Raw genomic sequence first — 24,761 nt, forward strand, 5'->3', positions numbered from 1 at the left:
TTGCAGTCACATGCCGGTCCTTGCACCGGCCCAGCGCAGGAGAATTGCCATGGCCGGCACCCAAGCCGTTTCCGACGCCGACTTCGACAGCGAGGTCCGCCAGTCCCCGACCCCGGTCGTGGTCGATTTCTGGGCCGAATGGTGCGGCCCCTGCCGCCAGATCGGTCCCGCGCTCGAGGAACTGGCCGCCGAATACGACGGCAAGGTCAAGATCGTGAAGGTCAATGTGGACGAGAACCCCGAAAGCCCGGCGGCGCTGGGTGTGCGCGGGATTCCGGCGCTGTTCCTGTTCAAGGACGGGCAGGTGGTGTCGAACAAGATCGGCGCCGCACCCAAGGCCGCGCTGAAGGCCTGGATCGACTCGGCCATCTGAGGCTGGTGATCCTGCCGCGGGCGGGGCCTCAGATGGGCAGCCCGCCCCGGCGCAATGCCGCCAGGATGCGCGCGCCCGCCTCGGGGCGGGTCGCCTCGATCGCCTGCTCGCGCAGGAACCAGTGCAGATAGCGGTCGAAATCCGGCCCGTGGCCGGGTGCCATCGCCAGGGCGCGACGCGCACCCAGTTCGGCGACGTTCAGCCCGATGTGGTGAAAATCGATCTGCGCGAACAGCACCGCCGGCTTGCCCAGCAGATAGCCGTCAAAGGCCACCGCGCTGTTCTGGGTGGCGACCAGGGCGCAGTCGCGCAGTAACCGCGCGCTGTCGCCGCCGATGCGCAGGTTGCCATGGCGCCGCGCCAGGGCCTCCAGCGCCAGATGATCGGCCGGCTCCAGCCTTTCGCGGGGATGCAGTGTCGCCACGACCGGCCGTCCGGTTTCGGCCACCCGCGCCAGCATCTCGACCGGGCTCATGGTCTGGAACGACCGGCAGCGGCGCAGATGCCCCTGCAAGGGCACCAGCACCAGATCGCCGCGTCGGGGCGGTGGCCCGGGCCACAGCCGCGCCCGCAGCGCCTGCGAAAAATCGCGCGCCGCCGCGCCATCGACCGTGGCGGGGTCGAAAGCCTGCCGCGCCACCTCGAAGCGCCAGCGCTGCGGCTGGGTCTCGATCCGCCAGAACGGATAGTGATAGGCGCGGCGAAAGATCAGCCCCTGCGCGCCGGGCGGCGGCTGCATGTGAAACAGCGACCAGCCTGCGGTCGCCGTCTCGCCCGGACCCAGCCAGCGCAGCTGCCAGCCTGCGGCCTCGACCGTGCGGCGCAGGACGTTCATGAAATTGAAGGTGCCGGCGCGCGCCGTTTCCAGCATCGAACCTTCCAGATGCACGTTCAGGACAGGCGGGGCGGTCATGCGCGCAGGCTAGCGGCGCTGCCCGCGTCGGGAAAGCCCCGCCGCACGGGTTGCGAAAGCCCGGGCCCGGCCATATCTCAGCCCCGGACCACAGCGAGGTGTGAACGGATGTCCGAGCAGAAATTTCCCGGCTGGCATGGCACCACCATCCTGGCCGTGCGCCGTGGCGGCAAGGTGGTGATCGCCGGCGACGGCCAGGTCAGCGTCGGCCAGACGGTGATGAAGGGCAGCGCGCGCAAGGTGCGGCGGCTGAAGCCGGGCGGGCATGACGTGGTGGTGGGCTTTGCCGGATCGACCGCCGATGCCTTCACCCTGCTCGAGCGGCTGGAAAAGAAGCTCGAGGCCGCGCCCGGCCAGCTGGCGCGCGCCTGCGTGGAACTGGCCAAGGACTGGCGGACGGACAAATACCTGCGCAACCTCGAGGCGATGTTGCTGGTCAGCGACGGCCGCGACATCTTCGTGGTGACGGGCGCAGGCGATGTGCTGGAACCCGAACATGACGTGGCCGCCATCGGCTCGGGCGGCAATTACGCCCTGGCGGCGGCACGCGGGTTGATGGAAAGCGATCTGGATGCCGAGGCGCTGGCCCGCCGCGCCATGGCGATCGCCGCCGACATCTGCGTCTATACCAACGGCAACCTGACGGTCGAGGTGATGGGCTAGGGGGCGCCAGCCCCCGCGGCCCGCCGGCCCTCGATGGGCGGGCGGGGCGCAGCTTCGCCCAGCCGGCCACAGAAAGGCAGAACATGAGTGACCTGACCCCGCGCGAGATCGTTTCCGAACTCGACCGTTTCATCATCGGACAGAAGGACGCCAAGCGCGCCGTCGCCGTGGCCCTGCGCAACCGCTGGCGCCGCCGGCAACTGGGCGATGACCTGCGCGACGAGGTTTATCCCAAGAACATCCTGATGATCGGTCCCACCGGCGTCGGCAAGACCGAGATCAGCCGCCGTCTGGCCCGTCTGGCCCGCGCCCCCTTCCTGAAGGTCGAGGCGACCAAGTTCACCGAGGTGGGCTATGTCGGGCGCGATGTCGAACAGATCATCCGCGACCTGACCGATGCCGCCATTGCCGATACCCGCGAACGCATGCGCGAAGAGGTCAAGGCCCGTGCCCACAAGGCCGCCGAGGAACGGGTGCTGGCGGCCCTGGCCGGCGACAATGCCCGCGAACAGACCCGCGAGATGTTTCGCGACAAGCTCAAGCGCGGCGAGCTGGACGACAAGGTGATCGAACTGGAATTGCAGGACAATTCCAACCCCTTCGGGATGATGGAACTGCCCGGCCAGCCCGGCCAGTCGCTGGGCGGGATGATGGATCTGTCGGGGCTGATGAAGGCCTTTGGCGGCCGGCGCGTGCGTCGCAAGGTCACGGTTGCCGAAAGCTATGATCTGCTGATCGCCGAAGAGGCCGACAAGCTGCTGGACGACGAGGCGGTGAAGGCCGCCGCGCTCGAGGCGGTGCAGGAAAACGGCATCGTCTTCATCGATGAAATCGACAAGGTCGCCGCCCGGCAAGAGGCACGCGGCGGCGATGTCTCGCGCGAGGGCGTGCAGCGCGACCTGCTGCCGCTGATCGAGGGCACGACCGTCTCGACCAAATACGGGCCGGTGAAAACCGATCACATCCTGTTCATCGCCTCGGGTGCGTTCCACATCGCCAAGCCGTCGGACCTGTTGCCGGAACTTCAGGGTCGGCTGCCGATCCGTGTCGAGCTGCGCGCCCTGACCGAAGAGGATTTCATCCGCATCCTGACCGAAACCGACAATGCCCTGACCCGGCAATATACCGCGCTGATGGCGACCGAAGGCGTGCGCGTCAGCTTTGCCAGCGATGGCGTGCGCGCGCTGGCCCGCATCGCCGCCGAGGTCAACGGCTCGGTCGAGAATATCGGTGCCCGCCGGCTTTACACGGTGATGGAACGCGTGTTCGAGGAGCTGTCCTTCACCGCGCCGGATCGTTCGGGCGAAGAAGTCCTTGTCGATGCCGATTTCGTCGAACGACATCTGGGCGATCTGGCACGTTCGACCGATCTGTCGCGCTATGTGCTTTGAATTGCGGCTTTGACGGAACCGGTGATCGCGGGCATGGTTCTTCTGGACGCATAGGGAAAGGGTCGCCATGAACTACGTCTTGGGCATCATCATCTTTCTGCTGGATGTCTGGGCCATCGCCTCGATCATCAACACCAACGAACGCACCACCACCAAGCTGATCTGGATCCTGCTGGTCGCGATCCTGCCGGTGCTGGGGCTGATCATCTGGTGGTTCGCCGGACCCAAGGCGAATTACGGCGCCCGCAGCTAGGTCTGGCGGCGCAGATAGACGTAATAGGCACCGTCGCCGCCGTGGCGGCGGTGGGCGGGCGTGACCTGCAGCACCGCCGCCGACAGCGGCGGCATATGTAGCCAATGGGGCACCGCATGGCGCAGCGCCCCCGGCCGCACCGGCAGCGGCGCATCGGGCCCGCCTGCCCGGCCCTTGCCGGTAATCACCAGCACCAGCCGCCTGCCCGACGCCTGGGCTTGCAGGATGAAGCGGGTCAGCACCGGCTGCGCGACCGCCAGGGTCATGCCGTGCAGATCCAGACGCGCCTCGGGTTGCAGCTTGCCGCGGGTCATGTGGCGGTGGGTCTTGTGATCCATGCGCAGGGGTTGGGCGTCCAGCGCCTCGCGCAGGGGCGGGCTCAGATCAACGCGAATTCCCTGACCCGGCAGCTTGCGATCGCCCGGGCGGGTGCCGATGCCGAAGGTGGACAGGTCGGGACGCTCGCTCCGGGCTGCCGGCGGTGGCTCGGCCGGTCCTGCCCGGGTGCTGTCCAGCGATGGCGGCGCGGGCGCCACCACGCGGTGCGGATGCAGCGGCTGGGTTGTGGCGGCAATGCGCGACCACAGGGCCTTCTCATCGGCCGAGAGGCCCCGGCGGCGGCGCGCCATGGCTCAGGCCGTGGCGACGAGTTGCCAGTTCGGATCGTCCTGCCCCATGCGGCGGGCAAAGGTCCAGACATCGCGTTGCTTGCGGGCGGCGCGGGGATCGCCCTCGACCACATTCCTCTGCGAGTCGCGGGTGGCGGTGATCATTTCGCCGACAAAGCGCACGGACAGTTCGGCCATGCCGGTGTCGGGGTTGAACTCTGCCCCGGCCAGAGCCGTTTCCCGCGTGCCAAGGAACTGCGCCTCGGTGGTCAGGCCGCGGGCGGTGCGCTCGGCAATGACCGCCTCGAAGGCTTCGGCGACGGGCGGCGCCAGAAAGCCGCGCACCTCGGACAGGTCGCCGCGCTCGAAGGCCATCAGGATCATTTCATAGGCCGACTTGGCTCCGGCCAGAAATGGTCCCACCGCAAAATCGGGCTCGACCCGGCGCATCTGTTCCAGCGCCCGTGCGGTGGCGCTGCCCGGCTCGGCATGGTCGGCGATGTCGCTTTCCTGCACCTCGGCACTGCCCTCGATCACCTCGAAGCGCTTGCGCGCGGTCTGATCCTCGGGCAGGCGCGGGGCCTCGAACCCGTCGCGCGTGCCCAGCACCCCGCGCAGCCGCAGGATCAGAAAGACGGCGATCGCGGCCAGAACCAGAAGCTGCAGGATGGGGTTGGACATATGCGGACCCAGGACTTTGTAGAAGCGGTGTTGCATGCTTATGTAGGGTGGAGACCGGCCCAAGTCCAGTTTGTGCCGGCAATTGATGTGCCAGCAAAGAGGCGCCGCATGTGGCTGTTATGGCTGTTCGTGTTTCTGCCGATCGTCGAGATCGCGCTGTTCGTCCAGATCGGGGGGCTGATCGGCGTGCTGCCGGTGCTGGCGCTGGTCATCGCCTCGACCCTCGCCGGGGTTGCGGTCATGCGCAGCCAGGGGGGGCGCGCGGTCCAGGATGTGCAGCAGGCCATGCGCGACATGCGCGACCCGGCACAACCGATGGCGCATGGCGCGTTGCGCATGATCGGGGGCGTGTTGCTGGTGCTGCCGGGTTTTCTGACAAGCAGCCTTGGGCTCTTGCTGCTGCTTCCGGCCGTGCGCAGGCTGATCCTGCGCCGGATGTCGGCGCATGTGCGCGTGGTGGGCAGTGCCGCGGGCTATAGCCGCCAGACCTGGACGACGGCTGGCGATTTCGCTCAGGACGACCCCGCCGTGTTCCGTCGCCGTCCGGGGTGGGACGATGGGATCATCGACGGTGAATATTCGGTCCAGGACGATCCGCCCGGCCCGGTACGCGACCACCTGACGGACCAGCGGCCAACGGGCGATAGCTCGGGCCGTCGCGGCAACTCGGGCTGGACGCGGCATTGAGCGCCGCCCCGGCGGATGTTAGAACCGCGCCAGTTCCGAGGAGTTTTTCATGAACGACGATACCCAGAACGGCGCCGCACCCGCCGATGCGCAGCCGGCCCCCCCGACTGTCAGGTTGCAGATCCTGACCCAGTATATCCGCGACCTGTCCTTTGAAAACGCTTTGGCGCAAAAGGGTCTGCCAGGCGGCGATCTGCAGCCCGAGGTCGCGGTTCAGGTCAGCCTGGATGCGCGCAAGCGCCCGACCGAACACCAGTATGAGGTCATCAGCAAGTTCCGGGTGCAATCGACCAATGCCCCCGACAAGGCGCCGCTGTTCCTGTGCGAGGTCGATTACGGCGGCATCTTTCATGTCGAAGGCGTGCCCGAGGATCAGCTGCACCCGTTCCTGATGATCGAATGTCCGCGGATGATGTTTCCCTTTGTGCGCCGGATCGTGTCGGACATGACCCGCGACGGTGGCTTTCCGCCCTTCAACATGGACCCGGTGGATTTCGTGGCCCTGTATCGCCAGGAAATCGCCCGCCGGATGCAGGCCGAACGGCCCGCCGACCAGCCCCTGTCCTGATCCGGGCAGAAACAAGGCCGATCCGCGCCGCCGATACGGGCGGCGCGACATCATGGCGGGGCACGGGGACAGGGACATGGCAGCACGCAGGCCGCGGGCATGGCAAAGGATGCTTTCAGGGCGCCGGCTGGACCTTCTGGACCCGACGCCGGTTGACATCGAACTGGGCGACATCGCCCATGGTCTGGCCTTTGTCGCGCGCTGGAATGGCCAGACCCGCGGCGACTGGGCCTATAGCGTGGCCGAGCATTCGCTGCTGGTCGAACAGATCTTCCGCCGTATCGATCCGCAATCGGGCCCGCATTGGCAGCTTGCCGCCTTGCTGCATGATGCGCCGGAATATGTGATCGGCGACATGATTTCCCCGGTCAAGGCCGCGCTGGGGACAGAGTATGGCGAAATGGATCAGCGACTGATGGCTGCGATTCATCGCCGATTTGGCCTGCCGGCGCAATTGCCTGCGCCGGTCAAGCGCAACATCAAACGTGCCGATCGTATTTCGGCCTGGCTCGAAGCAACCCGGATCGCCGGTTTTTCCCGGGCCGAGGCCGATCGTCTGTTTCCCCTGCCCGATCCGGTCTTTTTACAGGGTCTGGAAATAAGACTGAGACCGCCTGCCGAAACCCGCAGCGATTTCGTGGCCAGATGCAACGAATTGCTGGCTGCAATGGATGGGCTATCGGCGCCGGCGTGAAAAGACGACGCCAGGCAGGCTCGGGCCTTTCAGATTGCCAGATCTTCCAGACGCTTGCCGCTTTCCAGCCATTCCTGGACCCATTTCGGTTTGCGCCCGCGGCCGGTCCAGGTCAGATCCGGATCGTCAGGGCTGGCATATTTCGCCGCCACCTTGCCGCGTGAGGATCGTGAAATCTCCAGTTCCGCCAGGCTGAAGCCATATTCGCGCGCGGCGTTTTCCGCGGCGGCCAGCGCCTCGCGCTTTCTGCGTTCTTCATAGGTTGAAATGGCGCGATCCAGCTTGCTGCGCAATTCGCGCAACTCTCTCAAGGACATTCCGTCCAGATCGATGGTCATTGATTATGTTCCTGGGTTGGCAGATTGTGGAATAAATATTTGCATATCGAATCGTAATGCAATGTTTTTTCTCAGCCGGCGGGAATATCCTTTCCGCCGGGGCCCAAGGTATCCGCCATTTGCCGCAGATCACGCGGCAATGCGTTCAACGCGGGCTGCGCTTGGCCAGGATTCGTTGAAGCGTGCGGCGATGCATGTGCAGGCGTCGCGCGGTTTCGCTGACATTGCGGTCGCATTGTTCATAAACCCGCTGGATATGTTCCCAACGGATGCGATCGGCCGACATCGGTGTTTCGGGTGGCGGCGGCAGGGTTTCGCCCTGTGACAGCAACGCGCGCATCACGTCGTCGGCATCGGCGGGTTTCGACAGATAATCGGTCGCGCCCATCTTGACCGCTGCCACTGCTGTGGCAATGGCGCCATAGCCGGTCAGCACCACGATGCGCGCGTCCGCGCGCGCCTCGCGCAGCGCATCGACGACATCCAACCCGTTGCCATCCTCGAGCCGCAGATCGACCACCGCATAGGCCGGCGGCTGGCGGCTCAGCGCGGCGCGCGCCTCGGCGACCGAGGCGGCACGCGTGACCAGAAAACCGCGCTTTTCCATTGCCCGGCTCAGCCGGTTCAGAAAGATTTCGTCGTCATCGACCAGCAGCAGGCTGGGGTCCGGGCCAAGCTGGGGGGTGTCGTTCATCTGTAAGCCTCAAGCAGCGTCGGGTCGATTATGCCGATTTTCCCGGCCGAGGCAAAACCGTCGCCGCGATTTCCACCGCATCCCCGGTCAACGGGATCCTTCGACGGTCCTTGCCTGCGCATTGATCGCCCATGCGCCAGCCGGTATCAATGGCCTGTTCCGGGTCGCAAAGGAGAGGTCTTGCCCTTCGGCTTCGTATCACGTCGCATCGACCTGCTGCCGGGGCAGCCCGGCCCCGAGCCGATTCGCCTGCGCACGCTGATCCTGCTGCGCTGGGTGGCGATTGCGGGCCAACTGGCGGCCGTAGGGGCGGCCCTGCTGATCGGGGCACGGTTTGCGCTGGTTCCGGTCCTGGGCATGATCGGTGTTGCGGCCTTGTTGAACGTGTTTCTGTCTGTGGCAGGGGCGCGACGTGTCACGGCGCGAGAGGTCGCCTGGCAGCTGGGCTTCGATCTGGCGCAGGTGGCCGGACTGCTGGCCTTTACCGGCGGGCTGGAAAACCCGTTCGCGCTGTTGCTGCTGGCCCCGGTCACGGTGGCGGCCACGACGTTGCCGCTGCGGCACTTGCTGGCCCTGGCAGCGGCCACGCTGGCCATGGTCACCCTGGCCGCGCTGTTTGCGCAGCCGCTGCACTTCGATCCGGCGGCGCCGGTGCCGCTGCGCCAGCCGCTGCTGGTCGGGCACTGGTTCGCCATTGTCATCGGCGCGGGCTTCTTTGCCGCCTATGCCCGGCTGGTCGCAGCCGAGGTCAGTGCCAGCGAAGACGCGCTGTTTGCCGCGCGCATGGCGCTGGAGCGGGAACAGCGTCTGCAACATCTGGGCGGGGTGGTCGCGGCCGCCGCGCATGAGCTGGGCACCCCTCTGGCCACCATCAAGCTGATCAGCAGCGAACTGGCCGATGAACTGGCCGAAGCCCTGCCCGACCGGCCGGATCTGGCAGAGGACGTCAGCCTGCTGCGCCAGTCGGCCGACCGTTGCCGCGACATCCTGAAATCGATGGGGGGCGCCGGCCGCGACGATCTGCTGATCCGGTCAGCCCCCCTGGCCGAGGTTCTGGCCGAGGCGGCCGCACCCCATCAAGGCCGCGGCGCCCGGATCGTGCTGCCGGCGCAGGAACAGACGCCGATGGTGCAGCGCGATGCTGCCATCATCCACGGCCTGCGCAACCTGATCCAGAACGCCGTCGATTTCGCCGACAGCCGGGTGACGATCCTGGCTGGCGACGACCGCCGCGAAATCTGGGTCACGGTTTGCGACGACGGTCCCGGCTTTCCCCCTGCGCTGCTGCCGCGGATCGGCAGCCCGTTCCTGACCACCCGGCCCCGGGCCGAGGATGGGCGTGGCTACGAAGGCATGGGCCTGGGGCTGTTCATCGCCAAGGCGCTATTGGAAAGGTCGGGCGCCCGCCTGCGCTTTGGCAATGGCGCGCGCGGGGCCGAGGTCACCGTGACCTGGCCGCGCGACCTGATCGAGGCCCAGTCCCGCGCCGCCTTGGGCCAGAACCCCGAAATTCTGGGCTGACGCCGGTTTCTGTTAACCACTTCTTAAATGATCCCGCTATAGTTGTGCGACGGGATCAAGTGGGGTGGCCCATGGTCGAGCAGTTCTTTCTGGCCCTGGCCGCGGCCATTGCGGCGATGATGATGGCCGCGGTGCCATATTTCTGGCTGACCCGGCGGGCAAGACCTGCACCACATGGCGCGCGACTCGAGCGTGAGATCGAGCCTATTGCCTTTCTGTTCCGCAACGGGGTGCTGATTGACGCCACCGCCCCGGCGCGCAGCTTGCTGGACCGGCTGCCGGGCGCCGATGACTGGCAACGCCTCACGGCATGGTTGGCGATGCGTCTGCCCGACCTGGGTCCATTGCTGCCGGATCTGGCCGCGGCAGCGCGGATCGAGATGACGGAAACGGCGGTTGCGCGGCCCCTTCACCTATTGGCCGAAGGGTTGGGCCAAGGCTTTCTGCGCCTGACGCTGACCGACCCGAGTGCCGAGAATGCGGGGGTCCTGGTGAATTCCCTGTCGCTGGCGGCGATGGAAAACGAACTGGAAATCCTGCGCAGCACCATGGATCACGCGCCGATGCTGGCCTGGCGCGAGGATGCTGCGGGTCAGCTGACCTGGGCCAATTCCGCTTATCTGGCCCTGGCCGAGGCCAAGGCGGATCAGGCCAACTGCTGGCCGCTGCCCCGATTGATCGACCTGACGGCGCGTCCGCCAGCGGGCGGCGGGGCTGCTTCCGGGGCACGGCGGGCGCAGATCGAGCATGATGGCCAAAGCCGCTGGTATGAGTGGCACGCGCATCAGATCGGCGGCCAGACCGTTGCCGTCGCCTTGCCGGCCGATGCTGCTGTTCGGGCGGAACGGTCGTTGCGCGAATTCGTGCAGACGCTGACCAAGACCTTTGCCGATCTGCCCATCGGGCTGGCGATCTTTGACCGCGACCGCAACCTGCAATTGTTCAATCCGGCGCTGATCGACCTGACGGGGCTCGCAGCAGGGTTTCTGACCGGGCGCCCGACGCTCTATGCGTTTCTTGACCGTCTGCGCGAAGCCCGGATGGTGCCAGAGCCCAAGGATTACCGCAGCTGGCGCAATCAGATGAATTCGCTCGAGGCGGCGGCCTCGTCCGGGCATCATGTCGAGATGTGGTCGTTGCCGGGCGGCCAGACCTATCGCGTCACCGGCCGGCCGCATCCTGACGGCGCTGTGGCCTTTCTGTTCGAGGATATCACTTCGGAAATTTCGCTGACGCGCAAGTTTCGCGCCGACCTGTCATTGGGGGCCGAGGTCCTGGATGCGCTGGACGATGCCGTGGCCGTGTTTGCCGCCAGCGGCGATCTGCTGCTGTCCAACCGGCGCTATGGCGAATTGTGGGGGACGTCGGGCCGCAGCACGCTGGGCGAGCAGATCGGCCGCTGGTCGCGGGCCTGTGGCGACAGTCCGGGCCTGGAGCAGTTGCGTCTTGCGCTGGATCGGATGCCGCTGGCGCATCCCGCCCAGGGTGCCATGGCCGGCCCGAACGGTGGTCTTTTGTCCTGGGGGCTGCGCAGCCTGTCGGGGGGGCGGGTGCTGCTCAGCTTTGCGGCGCCTTTGCCGGCACCGCCGTCCCAGCTGGTTGCGCCAGAGCCAGGGCAGGATGCCGCCGCGGCCGATCGTGGCGTGGCTGTCGCGGGTTAGGCGAGGGGCATGCCGCAGGCCTGGTGTGAAACCGGCCGGGGCGGCCGGCATCTTGCAGGGCGGATGCTGACATCTGCCCTTGCCACGGCCGCGCAACTGTCATTCTGTCGCGCCGGATCGTCCCTGAACGGAGATGTCTCATGACCGCAGACCAGCCGCCGATGACGGAAATTGCCGGCCACAGGATTCTGTTCGTGATGGCGGTCGCGGCGGAATACGGCCCGCAGCTGCAGGCGCGGATCACGCCCCTGATGACCGGTGTAGGCCCGGTCGAGGCAGCGGTGGCGGTGACCGCAGCCCTGGCGGCCTTGGCGACGCAAGGCCGGTTGCCGGATCTGGTGGTGTCGCTGGGCTCGGCCGGCTCGCAGGGGCTGGCCCAGGCGCAGGTCTATCAGGTCGGGCAGGTCGCATACCGCGACATGGATGCCTCGGCCCTGGGATTTGCGCCGGGGCAGACGCCGTTCCTGGATCTGCCGGCGCGGCAGCCGTTGCCGCTGCAGATCCCCGGCATCCCCCAGGCCAGCCTGGCGACCGGGGCCAGCATCGTCAGCGGCGCGGGCTATGACGGCATCAATGCCGATATGGTGGACATGGAAACCTATGCCGTGCTGCGTGCCTGCCAGCATTTCGACCTGCCGTTGATCGGGTTGCGCGGCATATCGGACGGGGCGGCGGAATTGCAGGGACTGTCCGACTGGACGCAATATCTGCACCTGGTCGACGCCCGGCTGGCCGATGCGGTCGATCGGCTTGGTCAGGCGCTGCAGCGGGAAGAGATCATATTGCCCCGCCGCAGGTGACCGGGCACCGCAAGGGTGCCCGGACTTGCGCGCGCTCAGCCCTTTTTCAGGCAGCGGTTGCCCAGCAGCTCGGCAATCTGCACCGCGTTCAGCGCCGCGCCCTTGCGCAGGTTGTCGCTGACGCACCACATGTTCAGGCCGTTTTCCACGGTCACGTCCTGACGGATGCGCGACACGAAGGTGGCGTAATCACCCACGCATTCGACGGGGGTGGCGTAGCCGCCGGGTTCACGCTTGTCGATGACCAGAACACCCGGCGCCTCGCGCAGGATGTCGCGGGCCTCGTCCTCGTCCAGGAATTCCTCGGTCTCGATGTTGATCGCCTCGGAGTGGCCGACAAAGACCGGCACTCGCACGCAGGTGGCGGTGACCTTGATCGACGGGTCGAGAATCTTCTTGGTCTCGGCCGTCATCTTCCATTCTTCCTTGGTGTCGCCGCTGTCCAGGAACACGTCGATCTGCGGGATCACGTTGAAGGCGATCTGCTTCTGGAACTTCTTCGGGGCGACCTCCTGTCCGGGGACATACATGCCCTTGGTCTGATCCCACAATTCGTCCATGCCATCCTTGCCGGCGCCCGACACCGACTGATAGGTCGACACCACCACCCGCTTGATACGGGCCCGGTCGTGCAGCGGCTTCAGCGCCACCACCATCTGCGCGGTCGAGCAGTTGGGGTTGGCGATGATCATCTTGTTGCGATAGTTTTCCACCGCGTCCGGATTGACCTCGGGCACGATCAGCGGAATTTCCGGGTCATAGCGATACAGCGAGGAATTGTCGATCACCACACAGCCCTGCGCGGCAGCGATCGGGGCATAGGTCTTGGTCGCCTCGGAGCCGATGGCGAAAAGCGCGATATCGTAACCGGTAAAGTCGAAACCCTCGATGTCCTTGCATTTCAGGGTCTTGTCGCCATAGCTGACCTCGGTGCCAATGCTCCGGCGCGAAGCCAGAGCGACAACCTCATCGGCAGGGAACTGGCGCTCGGCCAGGATGTTCAGCATTTCACGGCCCACGTTCCCCGTGGCGCCGGCGACAACGACCTTGTAGCCCATCTGGGGTCTCCTGATCTAAAGGACGCCGCGATATAAGGCCTTTCCCGCGAAAGGAAAAGCAAGATTTCGTCAAAACGCCCGATAATCTGGCGAAATTTCGGCTTAATGCCGAATGATCCGGCGATCTGCCGATTGCAGCCGGGCGACCCAGGCGGCTTCGCCACCAAAATCATGCGGCACCTGATCGGCGCGACGCCGGCCCGAGAGCGACAGCGAGGCAAAGAAGTCGAATCCGAACAGCTCAAGCTGCGCCAGTTCTGACCGCGCCAGCAGGGCGATCATCAGCGCCCCGGTGGTCGGCGGCGCCCCCAGTTCCCCGGCAAGCGCGCGGTGGTCGGCCTGCGGGTGCAGGTAGAAACCGGGGCTGCGGGCGGTGGTCCAGTCCAGCCGCTTGCGCTTGGGCGACATCCACAGGATGCGGCTGGGGGCAAGGCGGGCGCGGTCGGCGACGCCCAGCCGCGTGGCCAGTGCCAGCCAGTCGGTGCGGGTGCCGTGGCTGACGGCCGATGGCATGGGCGCGCGGTTGATGCGGATGACCAGATCGGCGGCGTCGATCCCTGCGCCATGCCGGCTCTGGGCCAGGGCACGGGCATTGCCGACCAGCGCCACCCGCAGCCCGCTCAGCTGCGCCAGCAGCTGCTCCTGCGGCACCGACAGGCTCTGCAGCGCCGTCTCGTCGCGCAGGGTGCGGGCGATCAGAAAGCCCAGCCGGTTCACGCCAGCAGCCTGCGATAGACCGCGGTGATGGCCTGCGCCTCGCCCTCGATGGCGTGATGGGCGCTGACATGGGCCAGGGCGGCGGCGCCGGCCGCACGGCGTGCCGCGTCGTCGTCCAGCCAGCGCGCCAGCGCCGCGGTCAGGGCATCGACATCCTCGCGCGCGACCAGGCTGCCGGTTTCGCCGTCGCGGATCAGGGTTTCATAGGCGCCGACGCGGCTGGCGACGCTGGGCACGCCGCAGGCCGCGGCCTCGAGCGGCGTCAGTCCGAATCCCTCCCAGCGGGCGGGCGCGGCAAAAAGGTCGAGGGCCTGGTAATTGCGCACCACCTGGTCCCAGGGCAGTTCGCCCAGAAAGCGGATGCGCCGGGACAGCCCGGCCTTGGCGATGCGGGCCTGCAATTCCTGGGCGAATGCCTGGTTGTCGGTGGTGATGCGGCCGCTGAAGATCAGCTGCGCCCGCGGGCGCGAGGGAAACAGCCGCAGCGCCGCCTCGATCAGCAGGTCGACGCCCTTCTGGGCACGGATACGGCCGAAACAGCCGATGACGATGTCGTCGGGGGCAAAGCCCAGTTCCGCCCGCAGCGCCGCGCGGTCGTTTGCGGGGTGGAACACCGACAGGTCCACCCCGTGCAGAATCACCGTCGCCGGCCGCTCCAGATAGCTGGCCGCCTGCGGCGAGGTGGCGATCAGCGCGTCCTGTTGGCGGATCAGCCAGCGTGTAAAGCCGGTGTGCCGGCGCTGCGCGGCCGAGGTGAACAGCAGCCGGTATTTGCGCCTGAACAGATGGCGCAGGATCAGCCCCAGCGCCATTTCGGTATTGCGCCGCGCGTGCCAGACCCGCCAGCGGTCGCGGGGCAGGGTGGCGGCACGGATCAGCGGGACATGCGGCAGATCGGGCGGCAGCCCCGGGCCGGTGGCAACGATGCCGATCATGCGCGCCTGCACCGGGATCAGCCGCACCACGGTCGCGGTGACGCCGGACAGGCGACGCTTGAGATTGGGGGCGACGACTTCGATTTCAGACATGACCATCCCGCGGGCTGAACAGGTAAAGCAGCAATCCGATCGACAGCGGTATCAGGAACAGCAGAAAGATGTAACCATAGGCGCCGGCGGCGGCATGGCTGGCCGAAACCTGGCGATAGACCGGCCGCGACAGGAACTGCATCACCCCGACGCCGGTGATCGCCACCATGTTCATGAAGGTGATGCCGCGCCCGACCAGTTGCGGCGGCAGAAAGGCGCGGCCATGCGACATGATCAGCGAATAGGAACTGTCCGAGATGCAGACCAGGACCAACAGCACCGCCGACAGCCCCAGGCTGAGCCCCGGCGCCAGCCACAGCGCCGCCAGCACCGCGCACAGCAGCGCGGTATTGGCGATCGAGGTGCGCCGATCCGATCCCAGCCGGCGCACGACCGGCCCCACCGCCAGGTTGGCGCTGACCATGGCCAGCCCCATGCCCAGCGTGACCCAGCCGATCAGATAGTCGCTGGCGCCGAATACCTCGGTCAGATAGGGCCCGGCCCACAGCCCGCGGATGCAGGCCGAGGCGGCATAGGTGATGAACAGCAGCGGCAGGATGAAGCGCAGCTCGCGCACCGCCAGCAGATCGCGCAGCCGGGCCGGGGGCAGCCTGCCGCCGGGGTTCTGCGGGTTGCGCACCAGCGCGTAGATGGCCAGCGCCACCGCCAGCGTCAGCCCGGCCAGCCCCAGCAGGGTCTCGCGCCAGCCGATCTGGTTGATGACCCAGACCAGCGGCGCCGCCCCCATCATGTTGCCCAGCGAGCCCAGCCCGACCACGGTGCCGCCGGCGGCGCTGAGCGAGGCCGGCGGCAGGCTGCGCGCCAGGATGAAGAAGCTGCCCATCATCACCGGCGCACAGCCGATGCCCAAAAGCGTCATCGCCAGGTGCAGGTCCAGCGGCTGCTGCGCCAGCCCAAAGACCAGCGCCCCGCCACCGCCGCCAAGCGCCAGCAGCAGCGCCACCGTCAGGCGGGGACCGTGGCGGTCCAGCGCCCAGCCCACCGGCAGCTGCATCACCGCGAAGGCGATATACCAAAGCCCCGAGGACAGCGCGAGGTCGTCGGGCCCTGCCCCCAGCTGGCTGTGCAGCGTCGGTGACAGCACCGCCAGAAAGGCGCGATAGAACTGGCTGAGCGCATAGCCCAGGACCAGGGACAGCAACCCTGGCGACATGATCCAGCGCATCGTCACCTCGTTCTTTCCCGCGCGGCCGGGCGGGTTCCCGGCGGCGCAGGGTGCCGGCGGGATGCGCCGGCGTCAAGGCTGCTGGGTCTTCAGCTCGGCGTCCCAGGAGGTCAGCTCGGCCGTGCTCCAGTCGCCATAGGTGGCGTTGGGAAACACGATCCAGTCGGCGCCGAAACGGGCGGCGTTGCGATCCACCTCGTCGCGCTTGACCTCGGTCGGGGCCTTGCGGAACACATGGTCGAAATCGTGCAGCGTATCGCCCAGCAGCAGCACGATCTGGTGATCCTTGGCCACGACGGCGCGGCGCTCGGCCTTGCTGGTGCCGTAAAGCAGCACATGGTCGTCGGACACCTGCGGGAACCCCAGCTCCTTCAGCGTGGCGATGGTCGCGGCCTTCTGTTCGGGTTCGCCGAAGCGGTCCGAGATGTAATAGATCGCCACCCCGGCCTTGTCGGCGAAATCGAAGAATTCCAGCGCGCCGGGAATCGCCGTGGGTTTGCCGCGCAACTCCCAGTCGTCCCAGGTGTCCCAGGTGTCATAGACGTGGCAATGCTGCATGTCGCGCACCAGCAGCGCCGTGTTGTCGATCGCGGTTTCGTCCAGGTCCGAAACCACGGCCAGCCTGGAGGGATCCTCGGCCTTGGCGATGGCGGCCTGCAGATTGGCCTTGGCCAGGGCATAGGCCTGCAGTTGCAGCGCCCGCACCTCGGCCGATTTCTGCTGATAGCGCAAGCCCATGGCGAATTCCTGCACCGGGCAGTCGGCGGCGGCCGGCGCGGCCGCCTCGGCGGATGCGGGCGGGGTGGCGGGTTGTTCGGCCAGGGCCGGCGAGGCGGCGCAGATTCCGGCCAGCAACGCGCTGGTCAATGCGGTCGGACGAAGGGCTTTCGACATGCGGATGATTTCCCTGTTCAGCGGCGCGGCTTGCGCCCGGACGGAACGCTAGGGGTAGTTGATTGACCAGTCAAACAAAACCGGGTCAGGCCGGCAACCCCCGCGCCGGCGCCTCGCGCACCGGCAGGTGAATCAGCGCGCTGAAGGCGCCGACGCCCACCCCGACCCACCAGACCAGGGTGTAGTCGCCATAGATGTCATACATCCTGCCCCCCAGCCAGACGCCCAGGAACGACCCCAGCTGATGGCTGAGGAACACGAAGCCGTAAAGCGTGCCCATATAGCGCAGCCCGTAGATATAGGCGACCAGTCCCGAGGTCAGCGGAACGGTTGCCAGCCACAGCGCGCCCATGACCAGCGAGAACACGATGACGCTGCCCGGGGTGATCGGCATCAGGATGAAGGCGGCCGAGGCCAGCGTGCGCAGCGCATAGATACCGGCCAGAAGGTATTTGCGGGTGTAACGCTTGCCCAGCCAGCCGGCCAGGATCGAGCCGCCGATATTGGCCAGCCCGATCAGCGAGATCGCCGCCGCCCCCAGCGCCGAGGTGGTGGTGATGCCCAGCCCCGCCAGCATTCCTCCCGCGCTGATCGGGCCGCACATTTCCGTCACCATCGCCGGAAAATGCGCGGTGATGAAGGCCAGCTGATAGCCGCATGAAAAGAAGCCGGCGAAGATCATCAGATAGCTGGGGTCGGTAAAGGCGCGTTTCAGCACCGCGCCCATGCTTTCCTCCAGCTCGCTGCGGCTGGCAGGCCGGCCGCCGCCCAGCAGCGGCAGGAACAGCAGACAGGCCAGAACGATGATGCCGAAGATGACGAACACCCCCTGCCAGCTGTAATGCATCAACAGGATTTCGGCCAAGGGCGCGCCGAACACCTGGCCCGCGGATCCGGCGGCGGTGCCGATGCCCAGGGCCAGGCTGCGGTTTTCGTCGCTGGCGGCGCGGCCGATCACCGCCAGGATCACCCCGAAACCGGTGCCGGCAATGCCAAAGCCCACCATCACCTCCAGCAGCTGCATGGTCAGCGGATCGGTGGCATAGGCGGTCAGGATCAACCCGGCCGAATACAGCAGGGCGCCGATGATGACCGACCAGCGGTCGCCCCAGCGTTCGGCCAGCGCGCCGAAGATCGGCTGGCCGATGCCCCAGGCCAGGTTCTGGATGGCGATGGCCAGGCTGAATTCGCTGCGCGGCCAGCCGAATTCCTGTCCGATCGGGATCTGGAACACGCCAAAGCTGGCGCGCAGCGCGAAATTGATCAGCAGGATGATGCATCCACCGATCAGGACCGGCGTGAACAGCGATGCGCGGGTGGGCATGGCGGTGGGCATGGAAATCTCCGGTCGCAGCAATGCGTCGGCCATGTCTGCGCCTGACGGGCGGCGGCGTCAATGGGCGCCCGCAGCGGGCAATTGCCTGAATCGTCGCCGGGCGTTAGCCTTGCGGGATGAAAGCCGCAGGGTGGATGGATGGGCCAGGAAAGATATCAGGTTATCGGAACCGGGCGCAGCCGGGCCATGCGGGTGCTGTGGATGCTCGAGGAACTGGGCCAGCCTTACGAGCATGTGGCCGTGAACCCGCATAGCGAGGGGGTGACCTCGCTCAATCCCGCCGGCAAGGTGCCGGTTCTGGTCGTCGATGGCACCCCGATCACCGATTCCACCGCGATCCTGACCTATCTGGCCGATCGCCATGGCGCGCTGACCTATCCGGCGGGAACGCTGGACCGCGCGCGCCAGGACAGCCTGACCCAGTTCATCCTGGACGAATTCGATGCCGCGCTGTGGCTGGCCGCGCGCCACAGCTTCATCCTGCCCGAGGAAATGCGCCTGGCCGCGATCAAGAACACCCTGCGCTGGGAGTTCGAGCGCAGTCAGCGCACCCTGGTTCATCGCATGGCCGAGGATGGCTTTCTGATGGGCGAACAGATGACGGTGCCCGACATCATCCTGGCGCATTGCCTGACCTGGGCGCTGACGGCGCGGTTCCCGATCGTCGAACACCGGCTGACCGAATATCTGGACCGGATGCGCGCCCGTCCGGCCTATCGCCGCGCCGCAGCCAGATAGTCCGCCGCCGCCTGCCCCGCCCGTCGTCCCGAGGCCAGGCAGCCGGTCAGCAGATAGCCGCCGGTGGGTGCCTCCCAATCCAGCATCTCGCCCGCGGCAAAGACGCCGGGCAGGGCGCGCAGCCCCAGATCGGCCCCAAGCGCGGCGGCCCGGATGCCACCGGCGGCGGAAATCGCCCGCGCCAAGCCCATGGGTGCCCCCAGCCGCGGATGCAGCGCCTTGGCCCGCAGCGCCAGGCGCGCGGGGTCGGCCGGCAGCGGGCGGCCCCATTCCATCAGCAGCGCCGCGCGCAGATCGCAGCCCAGCACCCGCCGCAGCCGGTTGCCGATCGACAGTTTCGCCGGCACCCGCGCCAGCCGCCGCGCCAGTTCGGCGGCCTCAAGATCGGGGGCCAGGTCCAGCAGCACCGGGGCGCCGTCGCGGATCGCCGCCGAGAGCTCATAGATGCCACCACCCTCGACCCCGGCGCGGGTGATCACCCATTCGCCGCGGCTGACCTGCCCGGCCGCCGTCAGCGCCACCCCCTTGACCGCCTGACCGGCAAAGCGGGCCATGACCGGCGACCAGTCGACGTGAAAGCCCATATTGGCGGGGCGAAACGGCGCCAGCGCGACGCCCTGCGCCGCCAGTGCCGCGGTCCAGCCCGCGTCCGCGCCCAGCCCGGGCCAGCTTGCGCCCCCCAGCGCCAGCACCACCGTTTGCGGGCGCAGCGATTGCAGCCCCTGCGGGGTCTGGAACTGCCATGCCCCATCGCTGCACCCCACCCAGCGCCAGCGCCGGTGCAGCACCACCCCCTGCCCGTCGAGCCGCGCCAGCCAGGCCCGCAGCAGGGGCGAGGCCTTCATGCCGCGCGGAAACACCCGCCCGGTCGAGCCGCAAAATAGTTCGATCCCCAGACCGCGGGCCCAGGCCATGACCTCCTCGGGGCCGAAATCGGCCAGACCCAGGTCGATGGGGGTCGGGGCGCCGTCGGTGTGAAACCGGGCGCGAAAGGCCTGTGCTTCCTCGTCCTTGGTCAGGTTCAACCCCGATTTCCCGGCCATCAGGAACTTGCGCGCCGGGGTCGGCATCGCCTCGGCCAGGGTGACGCAGGCGCCCTGCCCGGCCAGCACCTCGGCCGCCATCAGCCCGGCCGGACCGGCGCCGATCACCAGCGCCTGCGGCCGGTCGGCGACACTCATCGGCCGCCCCGCGGCATCATGCACAGCCGCAGCAGCATCCGTTCCATCACCGCCATCGCCGGGGCGCGGCTGCTGGAACGCAGTTGCAGGTCGGTCTGGATCAGCTGATGGATCGCCTCTTCCAGCGCCCGCAGGCCCCAGGACTGCGCCTGGCGCAGCATCCGGTCGCGGCGCGGGCCAAAGACCGGCGGCCGCAGCCGTGCCAGCCCCGCCCCCGGCCCGCCCGGATCGGCCGAGGCCGCGTGCAGGGCCCGGAAATGGCGCAGCGCGGCGATGCACAGCGTCACCGGCGCGATGCCCTGCCCTTCGATTCGCCGCATCAGCCCGCCGAAATCGCGGCTGCGACCATCGGCGACGCAATCGATCAGTTCGTCGACTTCGGCCTCGATGGTGGCGGGCGCCAGGGCGGCGATTTCCTCGGGTGACAGCGGCGCGGGGTCGCCATGCTTGTAAAGCGCGATCTTTTCCACGGTCTGGCGGAAATCGCCCGGGTCCAGCGCCCGGGACAGCGCCATCAGGTCGCGCATCGCTGCCGGCTGCGGTGGTGCCAGACCGGCCTGATGCAGCCATCTGGTGACCTCGTCCTCGGACGGGGGATCGTCATAGATCGGGGCGGTGACGGCGGCGGGATGCGGCTCGAACAGCTTGCGCAGCGCCGAGCCCTTGCCCAGGGCGCCGGCCGCCACCACGATCACCGCATCGCCCGGCCGCCATTCCGCCAGCGCCATGGCCACCGCCGGCGCCGCCGCATCGGGCGCGTCATCGACCAGCACCACGCGCTGGCCCGGGAAAAAGCCCACTGCCTTGACCGCATCGACCAGCGCCGCCGGATCCTTGCGCAGATCGGCGCCGGCAATGCGGGTCAGGCGCATGTCGCGTTCGGCATCAGGCCCGGCCAGGGCCAGGATCGCCTCGGCCCGTTTCAGCGCCACCCGCATCGCGTCCTGGCCATAGATCAGCAGGCCGGGGCGCGCGGGATCGGGGCGCGCCAGATAGCGTCCGATCTCGGGCCCCTTCAGAATCACGGCAGCCGGGCCGGGTCGATGGCCAGAAGCCGCGTCACCACCTGATCGGCCAGCATCCGCGCCAGTCGGCCGTGGGCGTCATATTCGGCCGACATGGTGGCGATGGTGGTGCCGGTGGTGGAATAGGATGTGAAGCTGCTGACCTGGCCGCGGCTGATGTCCCGGCCGCTGGCGATGTCGCGCAGCACGAAATCGGCGCTGCCGTTCAGCGCATAGCGCGTCGTCACCTCGTCGGGGGTGATCGCCTGCGGCACCACGGCGATGCGCAGCCGGTAATCCAGCGCATAACGCGGCTGCGTTTCGGGCCCCAGCCGCTCGGCCAGCCGCCCGACAAAGGCGAAATCGTCCGGGGTGCGCGGCTCGGCCAGGCGGATGCGGCCTGACAGGCGGCTGCCGCTGCCCTGGGGGCCATAGACCGGGCTGAAGCCGCAGCCTGCCAGGGCCACGGCCGCCAGCCCCGCCAATCCCGCCAGCCCTGCCCTGCGCCTAGACCACGACATTGACGATCCGCCCCGGCACCACGATCAGCTTCTTGGGCGCCGCGCCCTCCATGAAGCGGCGGACGGTTTCGTCGGCCAGCACAAGGGCCTCGATCTGGTCCTTGGGCATGTCCTTGGGCACCTGGATCTCGGCTCGGCGCTTGCCGTTGATCTGGATGGGCAGCACCACGCTGTCGGATTCGAGCAGCGCCGGGTCGGCCTTGGGCCAGGGCGCATCGACCACCAGCCCCTGCCCGCCGGTCATGGCCCAGACCTCTTCGGCCAGATGCGGCACCATCGGCGCCAGCAGCTGGGCCAGGGTGCGCAGCGCCTGCCGACGGCTGTCGCCACCGGCGGGGGATTTGGCGATGGCATTCGTCAATTCGTAAAGCTTGGCCACCGCCTTGTTGAAGGCAAAGCCTTCGATGGACTTCGTCACCTCGTCGATGGCGCGATGGGTGGCGCGGACCAGTTCGGGATCGTCGCCGCCTTCGGGGATCTCTTCGGCCAGGCGCCAGACCCGCGACAGGAAGCGATGCGCCGCCTCGGCCCCGGCGGCGGTCCATTCGACGTCGCGTTCGGGGGGGCTGTCCGACAGCATGAACCAGCGCGCGGTATCGGCGCCGAAACGGGCGACGATATTGACCGGATCGACCACGTTCTTCTTTGATTTCGACATCTTGGCCGAAGGGATCACCTCGACCGGGGTGCCGTCTGCCAGCCGGCCGTCGCGCACCTCCTCGGGCAGGTGATAGACCGGGCGGCCGCGATCGTCGCGGGTCATGTAGATTTCATGGGTGACCATGCCCTGGGTGAACAGCGCATCGAAAGGCTCGCTGGCGCTGGCCGGCAGGTGGCCGGTCCGGACCATGGCCCGGGCAAAGAAGCGCGAATAGAGCAGGTGCAGGATCGCATGTTCGATACCTCCGATATACTGGTCGACATTCATCCAGTAATCGGCATCGGCCCGGTCGGTCGGGGTCGCGGCATGCGGGCTGGTAAAGCGCGCGTAATACCAGGACGAATCGACGAAGGTGTCCATGGTGTCGGTTTCGCGCCGGGCGGCGGCGCCGCATTTCGGGCATTGGGTGTCGCGCCAGGTCGGATGGCGATCCAGCGGGTTGCCGGGCGCGTCAAAGCTGACATCCTGCGGCAGCAGCACCGGCAGGTTTTCCTTGCGTTCGGGCACGGTGCCGCAGCTCTCGCAATGCACCACCGGGATCGGGCAGCCCCAATAGCGCTGGCGCGAAATGCCCCAGTCGCGCAGGCGGAAGCGGGTCACGCCCTGGCCGTAGCCATTCGCCTCGGCATGGGCGATGGCGGCATCGACAGCGGCCTCGCCGGTCTGGTCGCGCGCCCCGGCAAAGCCGCGCACATAGGTGACGGTTTCGGATTTCGGCGGCACGAAGGGGGCCTGGGCGACCAGCGCGTCCGCCTGGGCCTGATCCATGCCGGGCTGGCCGAATGTGGCGCGGATGGGCAGGCCGTATTTGCTGGCGAATTCGTGGTCGCGTTCGTCATGCGCGGGGCTGCCGAAAATGGCGCCGGTGCCATAATCCATCAACACGAAATTGGCGATCCAGACCGGCAGGTGCCAATCCCTGTCCAGCGGGTGGCGCACCTTGAGCCCGGTGTCGAAACCCAGCTTGGGTGCGGTCTCGATCGCCTCTTCGGTGGTGCCGATCCGGCGGCATTCCTCGACAAAGCGGGCGATGTCGGGATCGACGGCGGCGCGCGCCCGGACCAGCGGATGATCAGGCGACAGCGCCACGAAACTCGCCCCCATCAAGGTATCGGGGCGGGTGGTATAGACCTCGATCCGGGGGAAATCGGGCAGGTCCACGGTCTCGAAGCGGAATTGCAGCCCGCGCGACTTGCCGATCCAGTTGGCCTGCATCAGCCGCACCTTTTCCGGCCAGCCGGTCAGCCCGTCCAGCGCCGCCAGCAATTCGTCGCTGTAATCGCTGATGCGGAAGAACCATTGCGTCAGTTCCCGCCGTTCGACCGTCGCACCCGAACGCCAGCCCTTGCCGTCGATGACCTGTTCATTGGCCAGCACGGTCATGTCGACCGGATCCCAGTTCACCTGCGCCGATTTGCGCGTGACCAGCCCGGCTTCGAGCATGTCGAGAAACAGCGCCTGTTGCCGGGCGACGTAATCATCGTCGCAGGTGGCGAATTCGCGGCTCCAGTCGATGGACAGGCCCAGCGGCTTCAGCTGATCGCGCATGGTGGCGATATTGGCATAGGTCCAGTCGCGCGGGTGGCCGCCCTGTTCCATCGCGGCGTTCTCGGCCGGCATGCCGAAGGCGTCCCAGCCCATCGGATGCAGCACACTGAATCCTTGCGCGCGCTTGAACCGCGCCACCACGTCGCCCATGGTATAATTGCGCACGTGGCCCATATGGATGCGCCCCGAGGGATAGGGGAACATTTCCAGCACGTAATACTTGGGCCGTTCGTCCCGCCGGGCCAGGAAGGTGCCGGCGTCGTCCCACGCCTTTTGCCAGCGCGCTTCGCTGATTGCGGGATCATAGGGCATGGAAACCTCCGGGCATCAGATTGCCCGCCGGGTATTATCCCTTGCCGCGCGGCAGGTCCAGCAGGCTTAAAGCTTTGCGTCACGCACCCGTAGCTGTCGGGCGCGGGTCAGGATCGCGTCCTCCACCGCACGAACGGTGTCGGGCGCGACCGCTGCGCCCCCGGCCCCCTGCAGCGACAGTTTCAGCGCCCGCGCGTCCATCGACGGGTCGGTGATCATGACCGTGGCGCGATAGGCGCGGCCGCCGCCCGGGGGCGTGCCATAGCCGGTGACGATCACCCCGGTGAAGGGATCGATCGACTGGATCGGCAGGAAGTTCAGCACCTCGAGGCTGGCGTTCCACAGATATTTGTTGACCGCCACGGTATCGTTGGGATTGCGGCGATTCGCGAACAGATCCCAGATGGTGGATTGCCGCTCCTGCGGCGCCTGGGCGGCATTGCCGTTGCCGCCGGGGCGCGACGTGGCCGAACCGACCGAGCCAGCCCCCCCGCCCGAACAGGCGGCAACCCCCGCCAGGATCAGCAGGGTAGCGGTCAGCCGTGCGGCGCGTCTGGTCATGTCATGTCCCCCCGGAACCATGTTGCGCGAGCCATAGCCCATCTTGCCCCCTTGCGACAAGAGAGGCCGCGGATATTGACCACCAAGGCCGCCCCGCTCACGCGCGCGCAGGTCAGTAGCGACGGGCGAACGCCGGGAAAATCCAGACTGTGCAACGCACTGTGGCCCATG

General features: G+C 67.5%; 27 protein-coding genes. 11 read left to right on the forward strand and 16 right to left on the reverse strand.

Going from position 1 to position 24,761, the window contains the following annotated elements:
• The first annotated feature begins 49 nt into the window (after nt 1-49).
• Complete coding sequence (gene trxA, locus GB880_RS04555; protein WP_154493597.1) at nt 50-373, forward strand: thioredoxin; 324 nt, start codon at nt 50-52, stop codon at nt 371-373.
• 28 nt (nt 374-401) lie between these two features.
• Here the strand turns inward: trxA and GB880_RS04560 are convergent, their stop codons facing one another.
• Nucleotides 402-1,286, reverse strand: a complete 885-nt coding sequence (locus GB880_RS04560) for a hypothetical protein (RefSeq protein WP_154493598.1) — start codon at nt 1,284-1,286, stop codon at nt 402-404.
• A 108-nt stretch (nt 1,287-1,394) separates the two neighbouring features.
• Between GB880_RS04560 and hslV the strand changes: the two genes are divergently transcribed.
• The 3 genes from hslV (at nt 1,395) to GB880_RS04575 (ending at nt 3,593) form a co-directional block, all read left to right on the forward strand.
• Nucleotides 1,395-1,949 (forward strand): ATP-dependent protease subunit HslV, encoded by a 555-nt coding sequence (gene hslV, locus GB880_RS04565; protein ID WP_154493599.1) that lies wholly within the window; start codon nt 1,395-1,397, stop codon nt 1,947-1,949.
• 83 nt (nt 1,950-2,032) lie between these two features.
• Complete coding sequence (gene hslU / locus GB880_RS04570; RefSeq protein WP_154493600.1) at nt 2,033-3,340, forward strand: ATP-dependent protease ATPase subunit HslU; 1,308 nt, start codon at nt 2,033-2,035, stop codon at nt 3,338-3,340.
• 67 nt (nt 3,341-3,407) lie between these two features.
• Nucleotides 3,408-3,593: a PLD nuclease N-terminal domain-containing protein gene (locus GB880_RS04575; RefSeq protein ID WP_154493601.1), complete on the forward strand. Its 186-nt coding sequence runs from the start codon at nt 3,408-3,410 to the stop codon at nt 3,591-3,593.
• On the opposite strand, the gene GB880_RS04580 is transcribed toward GB880_RS04575, so the two are convergent.
• Both GB880_RS04580 and GB880_RS04585 read right to left on the reverse strand, forming a co-directional pair.
• A complete protein-coding gene (locus GB880_RS04580; protein WP_154493602.1) occupies nt 3,590-4,222 on the reverse strand; it encodes a Smr/MutS family protein in 633 nt (210 codons plus the stop codon). The two genes, GB880_RS04575 and GB880_RS04580, sit on opposite strands and share 4 nt — an antisense overlap.
• 3 nt (nt 4,223-4,225) lie before the next feature.
• Entirely contained in the window at nt 4,226-4,882 is a 657-nt protein-coding gene (locus GB880_RS04585; RefSeq protein WP_154493603.1) for a Tim44/TimA family putative adaptor protein, read from the reverse strand.
• A gap of 108 nt (nt 4,883-4,990) precedes the next feature.
• On the opposite strand from GB880_RS04585, the gene GB880_RS04590 reads away from it, so the two are divergent.
• The 3 genes from GB880_RS04590 to GB880_RS04600 all read left to right on the forward strand — a co-directional run bounded on the left by GB880_RS04590 (nt 4,991) and on the right by GB880_RS04600 (nt 6,831).
• Nucleotides 4,991-5,569: an FxsA family protein gene (locus tag GB880_RS04590; RefSeq protein WP_154493604.1), complete on the forward strand. Its 579-nt coding sequence runs from the start codon at nt 4,991-4,993 to the stop codon at nt 5,567-5,569.
• 49 nt (nt 5,570-5,618) lie between these two features.
• Nucleotides 5,619-6,137, forward strand: coding sequence for a protein-export chaperone SecB (gene secB, locus GB880_RS04595; protein WP_154493605.1), 519 nt, complete (start codon nt 5,619-5,621; stop codon nt 6,135-6,137).
• Between the two features lie 76 nt (nt 6,138-6,213).
• On the forward strand, nt 6,214-6,831 hold the full coding sequence (locus tag GB880_RS04600) for an HD domain-containing protein (protein ID WP_154493606.1): 618 nt from the start codon (nt 6,214-6,216) through the stop codon (nt 6,829-6,831).
• A 29-nt stretch (nt 6,832-6,860) separates the two neighbouring features.
• On the opposite strand, the gene GB880_RS04605 is transcribed toward GB880_RS04600, so the two are convergent.
• Together GB880_RS04605 and GB880_RS04610 are read right to left on the reverse strand one after the other, a co-directional pair.
• The gene (locus GB880_RS04605) at nt 6,861-7,169 is read right to left on the reverse strand and encodes an H-NS histone family protein (protein WP_154493607.1); all 309 of its coding nucleotides are present in this window, start codon (nt 7,167-7,169) and stop codon (nt 6,861-6,863) included.
• A gap of 145 nt (nt 7,170-7,314) precedes the next feature.
• The gene (locus tag GB880_RS04610; protein WP_154493608.1) at nt 7,315-7,863 is read right to left on the reverse strand and encodes an ActR/PrrA/RegA family redox response regulator transcription factor; all 549 of its coding nucleotides are present in this window, start codon (nt 7,861-7,863) and stop codon (nt 7,315-7,317) included.
• Nucleotides 7,864-8,043: 180 nt separating this feature from the next.
• Here GB880_RS04610 and GB880_RS04615 point away from each other — a divergent pair, with 180 nt between their 5' ends.
• The 3 genes from GB880_RS04615 to GB880_RS04625 all read left to right on the forward strand — a co-directional run bounded on the left by GB880_RS04615 (nt 8,044) and on the right by GB880_RS04625 (nt 11,845).
• On the forward strand, nt 8,044-9,384 hold the full coding sequence (locus tag GB880_RS04615; RefSeq protein WP_154550614.1) for an ActS/PrrB/RegB family redox-sensitive histidine kinase: 1,341 nt from the start codon (nt 8,044-8,046) through the stop codon (nt 9,382-9,384).
• A gap of 71 nt (nt 9,385-9,455) precedes the next feature.
• Nucleotides 9,456-11,045 carry a PAS-domain containing protein gene (locus GB880_RS04620; protein ID WP_154493609.1) on the forward strand — a complete coding sequence of 530 codons (1,590 nt, stop codon included), beginning with the start codon at nt 9,456-9,458 and terminating at the stop codon, nt 11,043-11,045.
• A gap of 140 nt (nt 11,046-11,185) precedes the next feature.
• A complete protein-coding gene (locus GB880_RS04625) occupies nt 11,186-11,845 on the forward strand; it encodes a 5'-methylthioadenosine/S-adenosylhomocysteine nucleosidase (RefSeq protein WP_154493610.1) in 660 nt (219 codons plus the stop codon).
• A 35-nt stretch (nt 11,846-11,880) separates the two neighbouring features.
• Here GB880_RS04625 and GB880_RS04630 read toward each other — a convergent pair whose 3' ends face one another.
• From GB880_RS04630 to GB880_RS04655, 6 genes are all read right to left on the reverse strand, one after another.
• Complete coding sequence (locus GB880_RS04630) at nt 11,881-12,903, reverse strand: aspartate-semialdehyde dehydrogenase (RefSeq protein WP_154493611.1); 1,023 nt, start codon at nt 12,901-12,903, stop codon at nt 11,881-11,883.
• Between the two features lie 102 nt (nt 12,904-13,005).
• Entirely contained in the window at nt 13,006-13,620 is a 615-nt protein-coding gene (locus tag GB880_RS04635) for a glycosyltransferase family 29 protein (RefSeq protein ID WP_263467322.1), read from the reverse strand.
• The gene (locus GB880_RS04640) at nt 13,617-14,648 is read right to left on the reverse strand and encodes a glycosyltransferase family 4 protein (RefSeq protein WP_154493612.1); all 1,032 of its coding nucleotides are present in this window, start codon (nt 14,646-14,648) and stop codon (nt 13,617-13,619) included. The genes GB880_RS04635 and GB880_RS04640 overlap by 4 nt, the downstream gene beginning before the upstream one ends.
• Complete coding sequence (locus tag GB880_RS04645) at nt 14,641-15,834, reverse strand: MFS transporter (RefSeq protein WP_154493613.1); 1,194 nt, start codon at nt 15,832-15,834, stop codon at nt 14,641-14,643. Before GB880_RS04645 ends, GB880_RS04640 begins: the two co-directional genes overlap by 8 nt.
• Before the next feature lie 72 nt (nt 15,835-15,906).
• Nucleotides 15,907-16,728, reverse strand: a complete 822-nt coding sequence (locus GB880_RS04650; RefSeq protein ID WP_154493614.1) for a 5'-nucleotidase, lipoprotein e(P4) family — start codon at nt 16,726-16,728, stop codon at nt 15,907-15,909.
• Nucleotides 16,729-16,813: 85 nt separating this feature from the next.
• Complete coding sequence (locus GB880_RS04655; RefSeq protein WP_442793772.1) at nt 16,814-18,052, reverse strand: MFS transporter; 1,239 nt, start codon at nt 18,050-18,052, stop codon at nt 16,814-16,816.
• A 150-nt stretch (nt 18,053-18,202) separates the two neighbouring features.
• On the opposite strand from GB880_RS04655, the gene GB880_RS04660 reads away from it, so the two are divergent.
• Nucleotides 18,203-18,802, forward strand: coding sequence for a glutathione S-transferase family protein (locus GB880_RS04660; protein WP_154493615.1), 600 nt, complete (start codon nt 18,203-18,205; stop codon nt 18,800-18,802).
• On the opposite strand, the gene GB880_RS04665 is transcribed toward GB880_RS04660, so the two are convergent.
• From GB880_RS04665 to GB880_RS04685, 5 genes are all read right to left on the reverse strand, one after another.
• Nucleotides 18,778-19,983 carry an NAD(P)/FAD-dependent oxidoreductase gene (locus tag GB880_RS04665; RefSeq protein WP_263467323.1) on the reverse strand — a complete coding sequence of 402 codons (1,206 nt, stop codon included), beginning with the start codon at nt 19,981-19,983 and terminating at the stop codon, nt 18,778-18,780. The two genes, GB880_RS04660 and GB880_RS04665, sit on opposite strands and share 25 nt — an antisense overlap.
• On the reverse strand, nt 19,980-21,008 hold the full coding sequence (gene holA / locus GB880_RS04670) for a DNA polymerase III subunit delta (RefSeq protein ID WP_263467324.1): 1,029 nt from the start codon (nt 21,006-21,008) through the stop codon (nt 19,980-19,982). The genes GB880_RS04665 and holA overlap by 4 nt, the downstream gene beginning before the upstream one ends.
• Nucleotides 21,005-21,508, reverse strand: coding sequence for an LPS assembly lipoprotein LptE (gene lptE, locus GB880_RS04675; protein ID WP_154493577.1), 504 nt, complete (start codon nt 21,506-21,508; stop codon nt 21,005-21,007). Before lptE ends, holA begins: the two co-directional genes overlap by 4 nt.
• Nucleotides 21,495-24,029, reverse strand: a complete 2,535-nt coding sequence (gene leuS, locus GB880_RS04680; RefSeq protein ID WP_154550617.1) for a leucine--tRNA ligase — start codon at nt 24,027-24,029, stop codon at nt 21,495-21,497. The genes lptE and leuS overlap by 14 nt, the downstream gene beginning before the upstream one ends.
• Nucleotides 24,030-24,095: 66 nt before the next feature.
• Nucleotides 24,096-24,590 (reverse strand): DUF3576 domain-containing protein, encoded by a 495-nt coding sequence (locus GB880_RS04685; RefSeq protein ID WP_154493595.1) that lies wholly within the window; start codon nt 24,588-24,590, stop codon nt 24,096-24,098.
• Nucleotides 24,591-24,761: the final 171 nt, after the last annotated feature.

This window comes from Paracoccus sp. SMMA_5_TC, assembly GCF_009696685.2.
Taxonomy (GTDB): Bacteria; Pseudomonadota; Alphaproteobacteria; order Rhodobacterales; family Rhodobacteraceae; genus Paracoccus.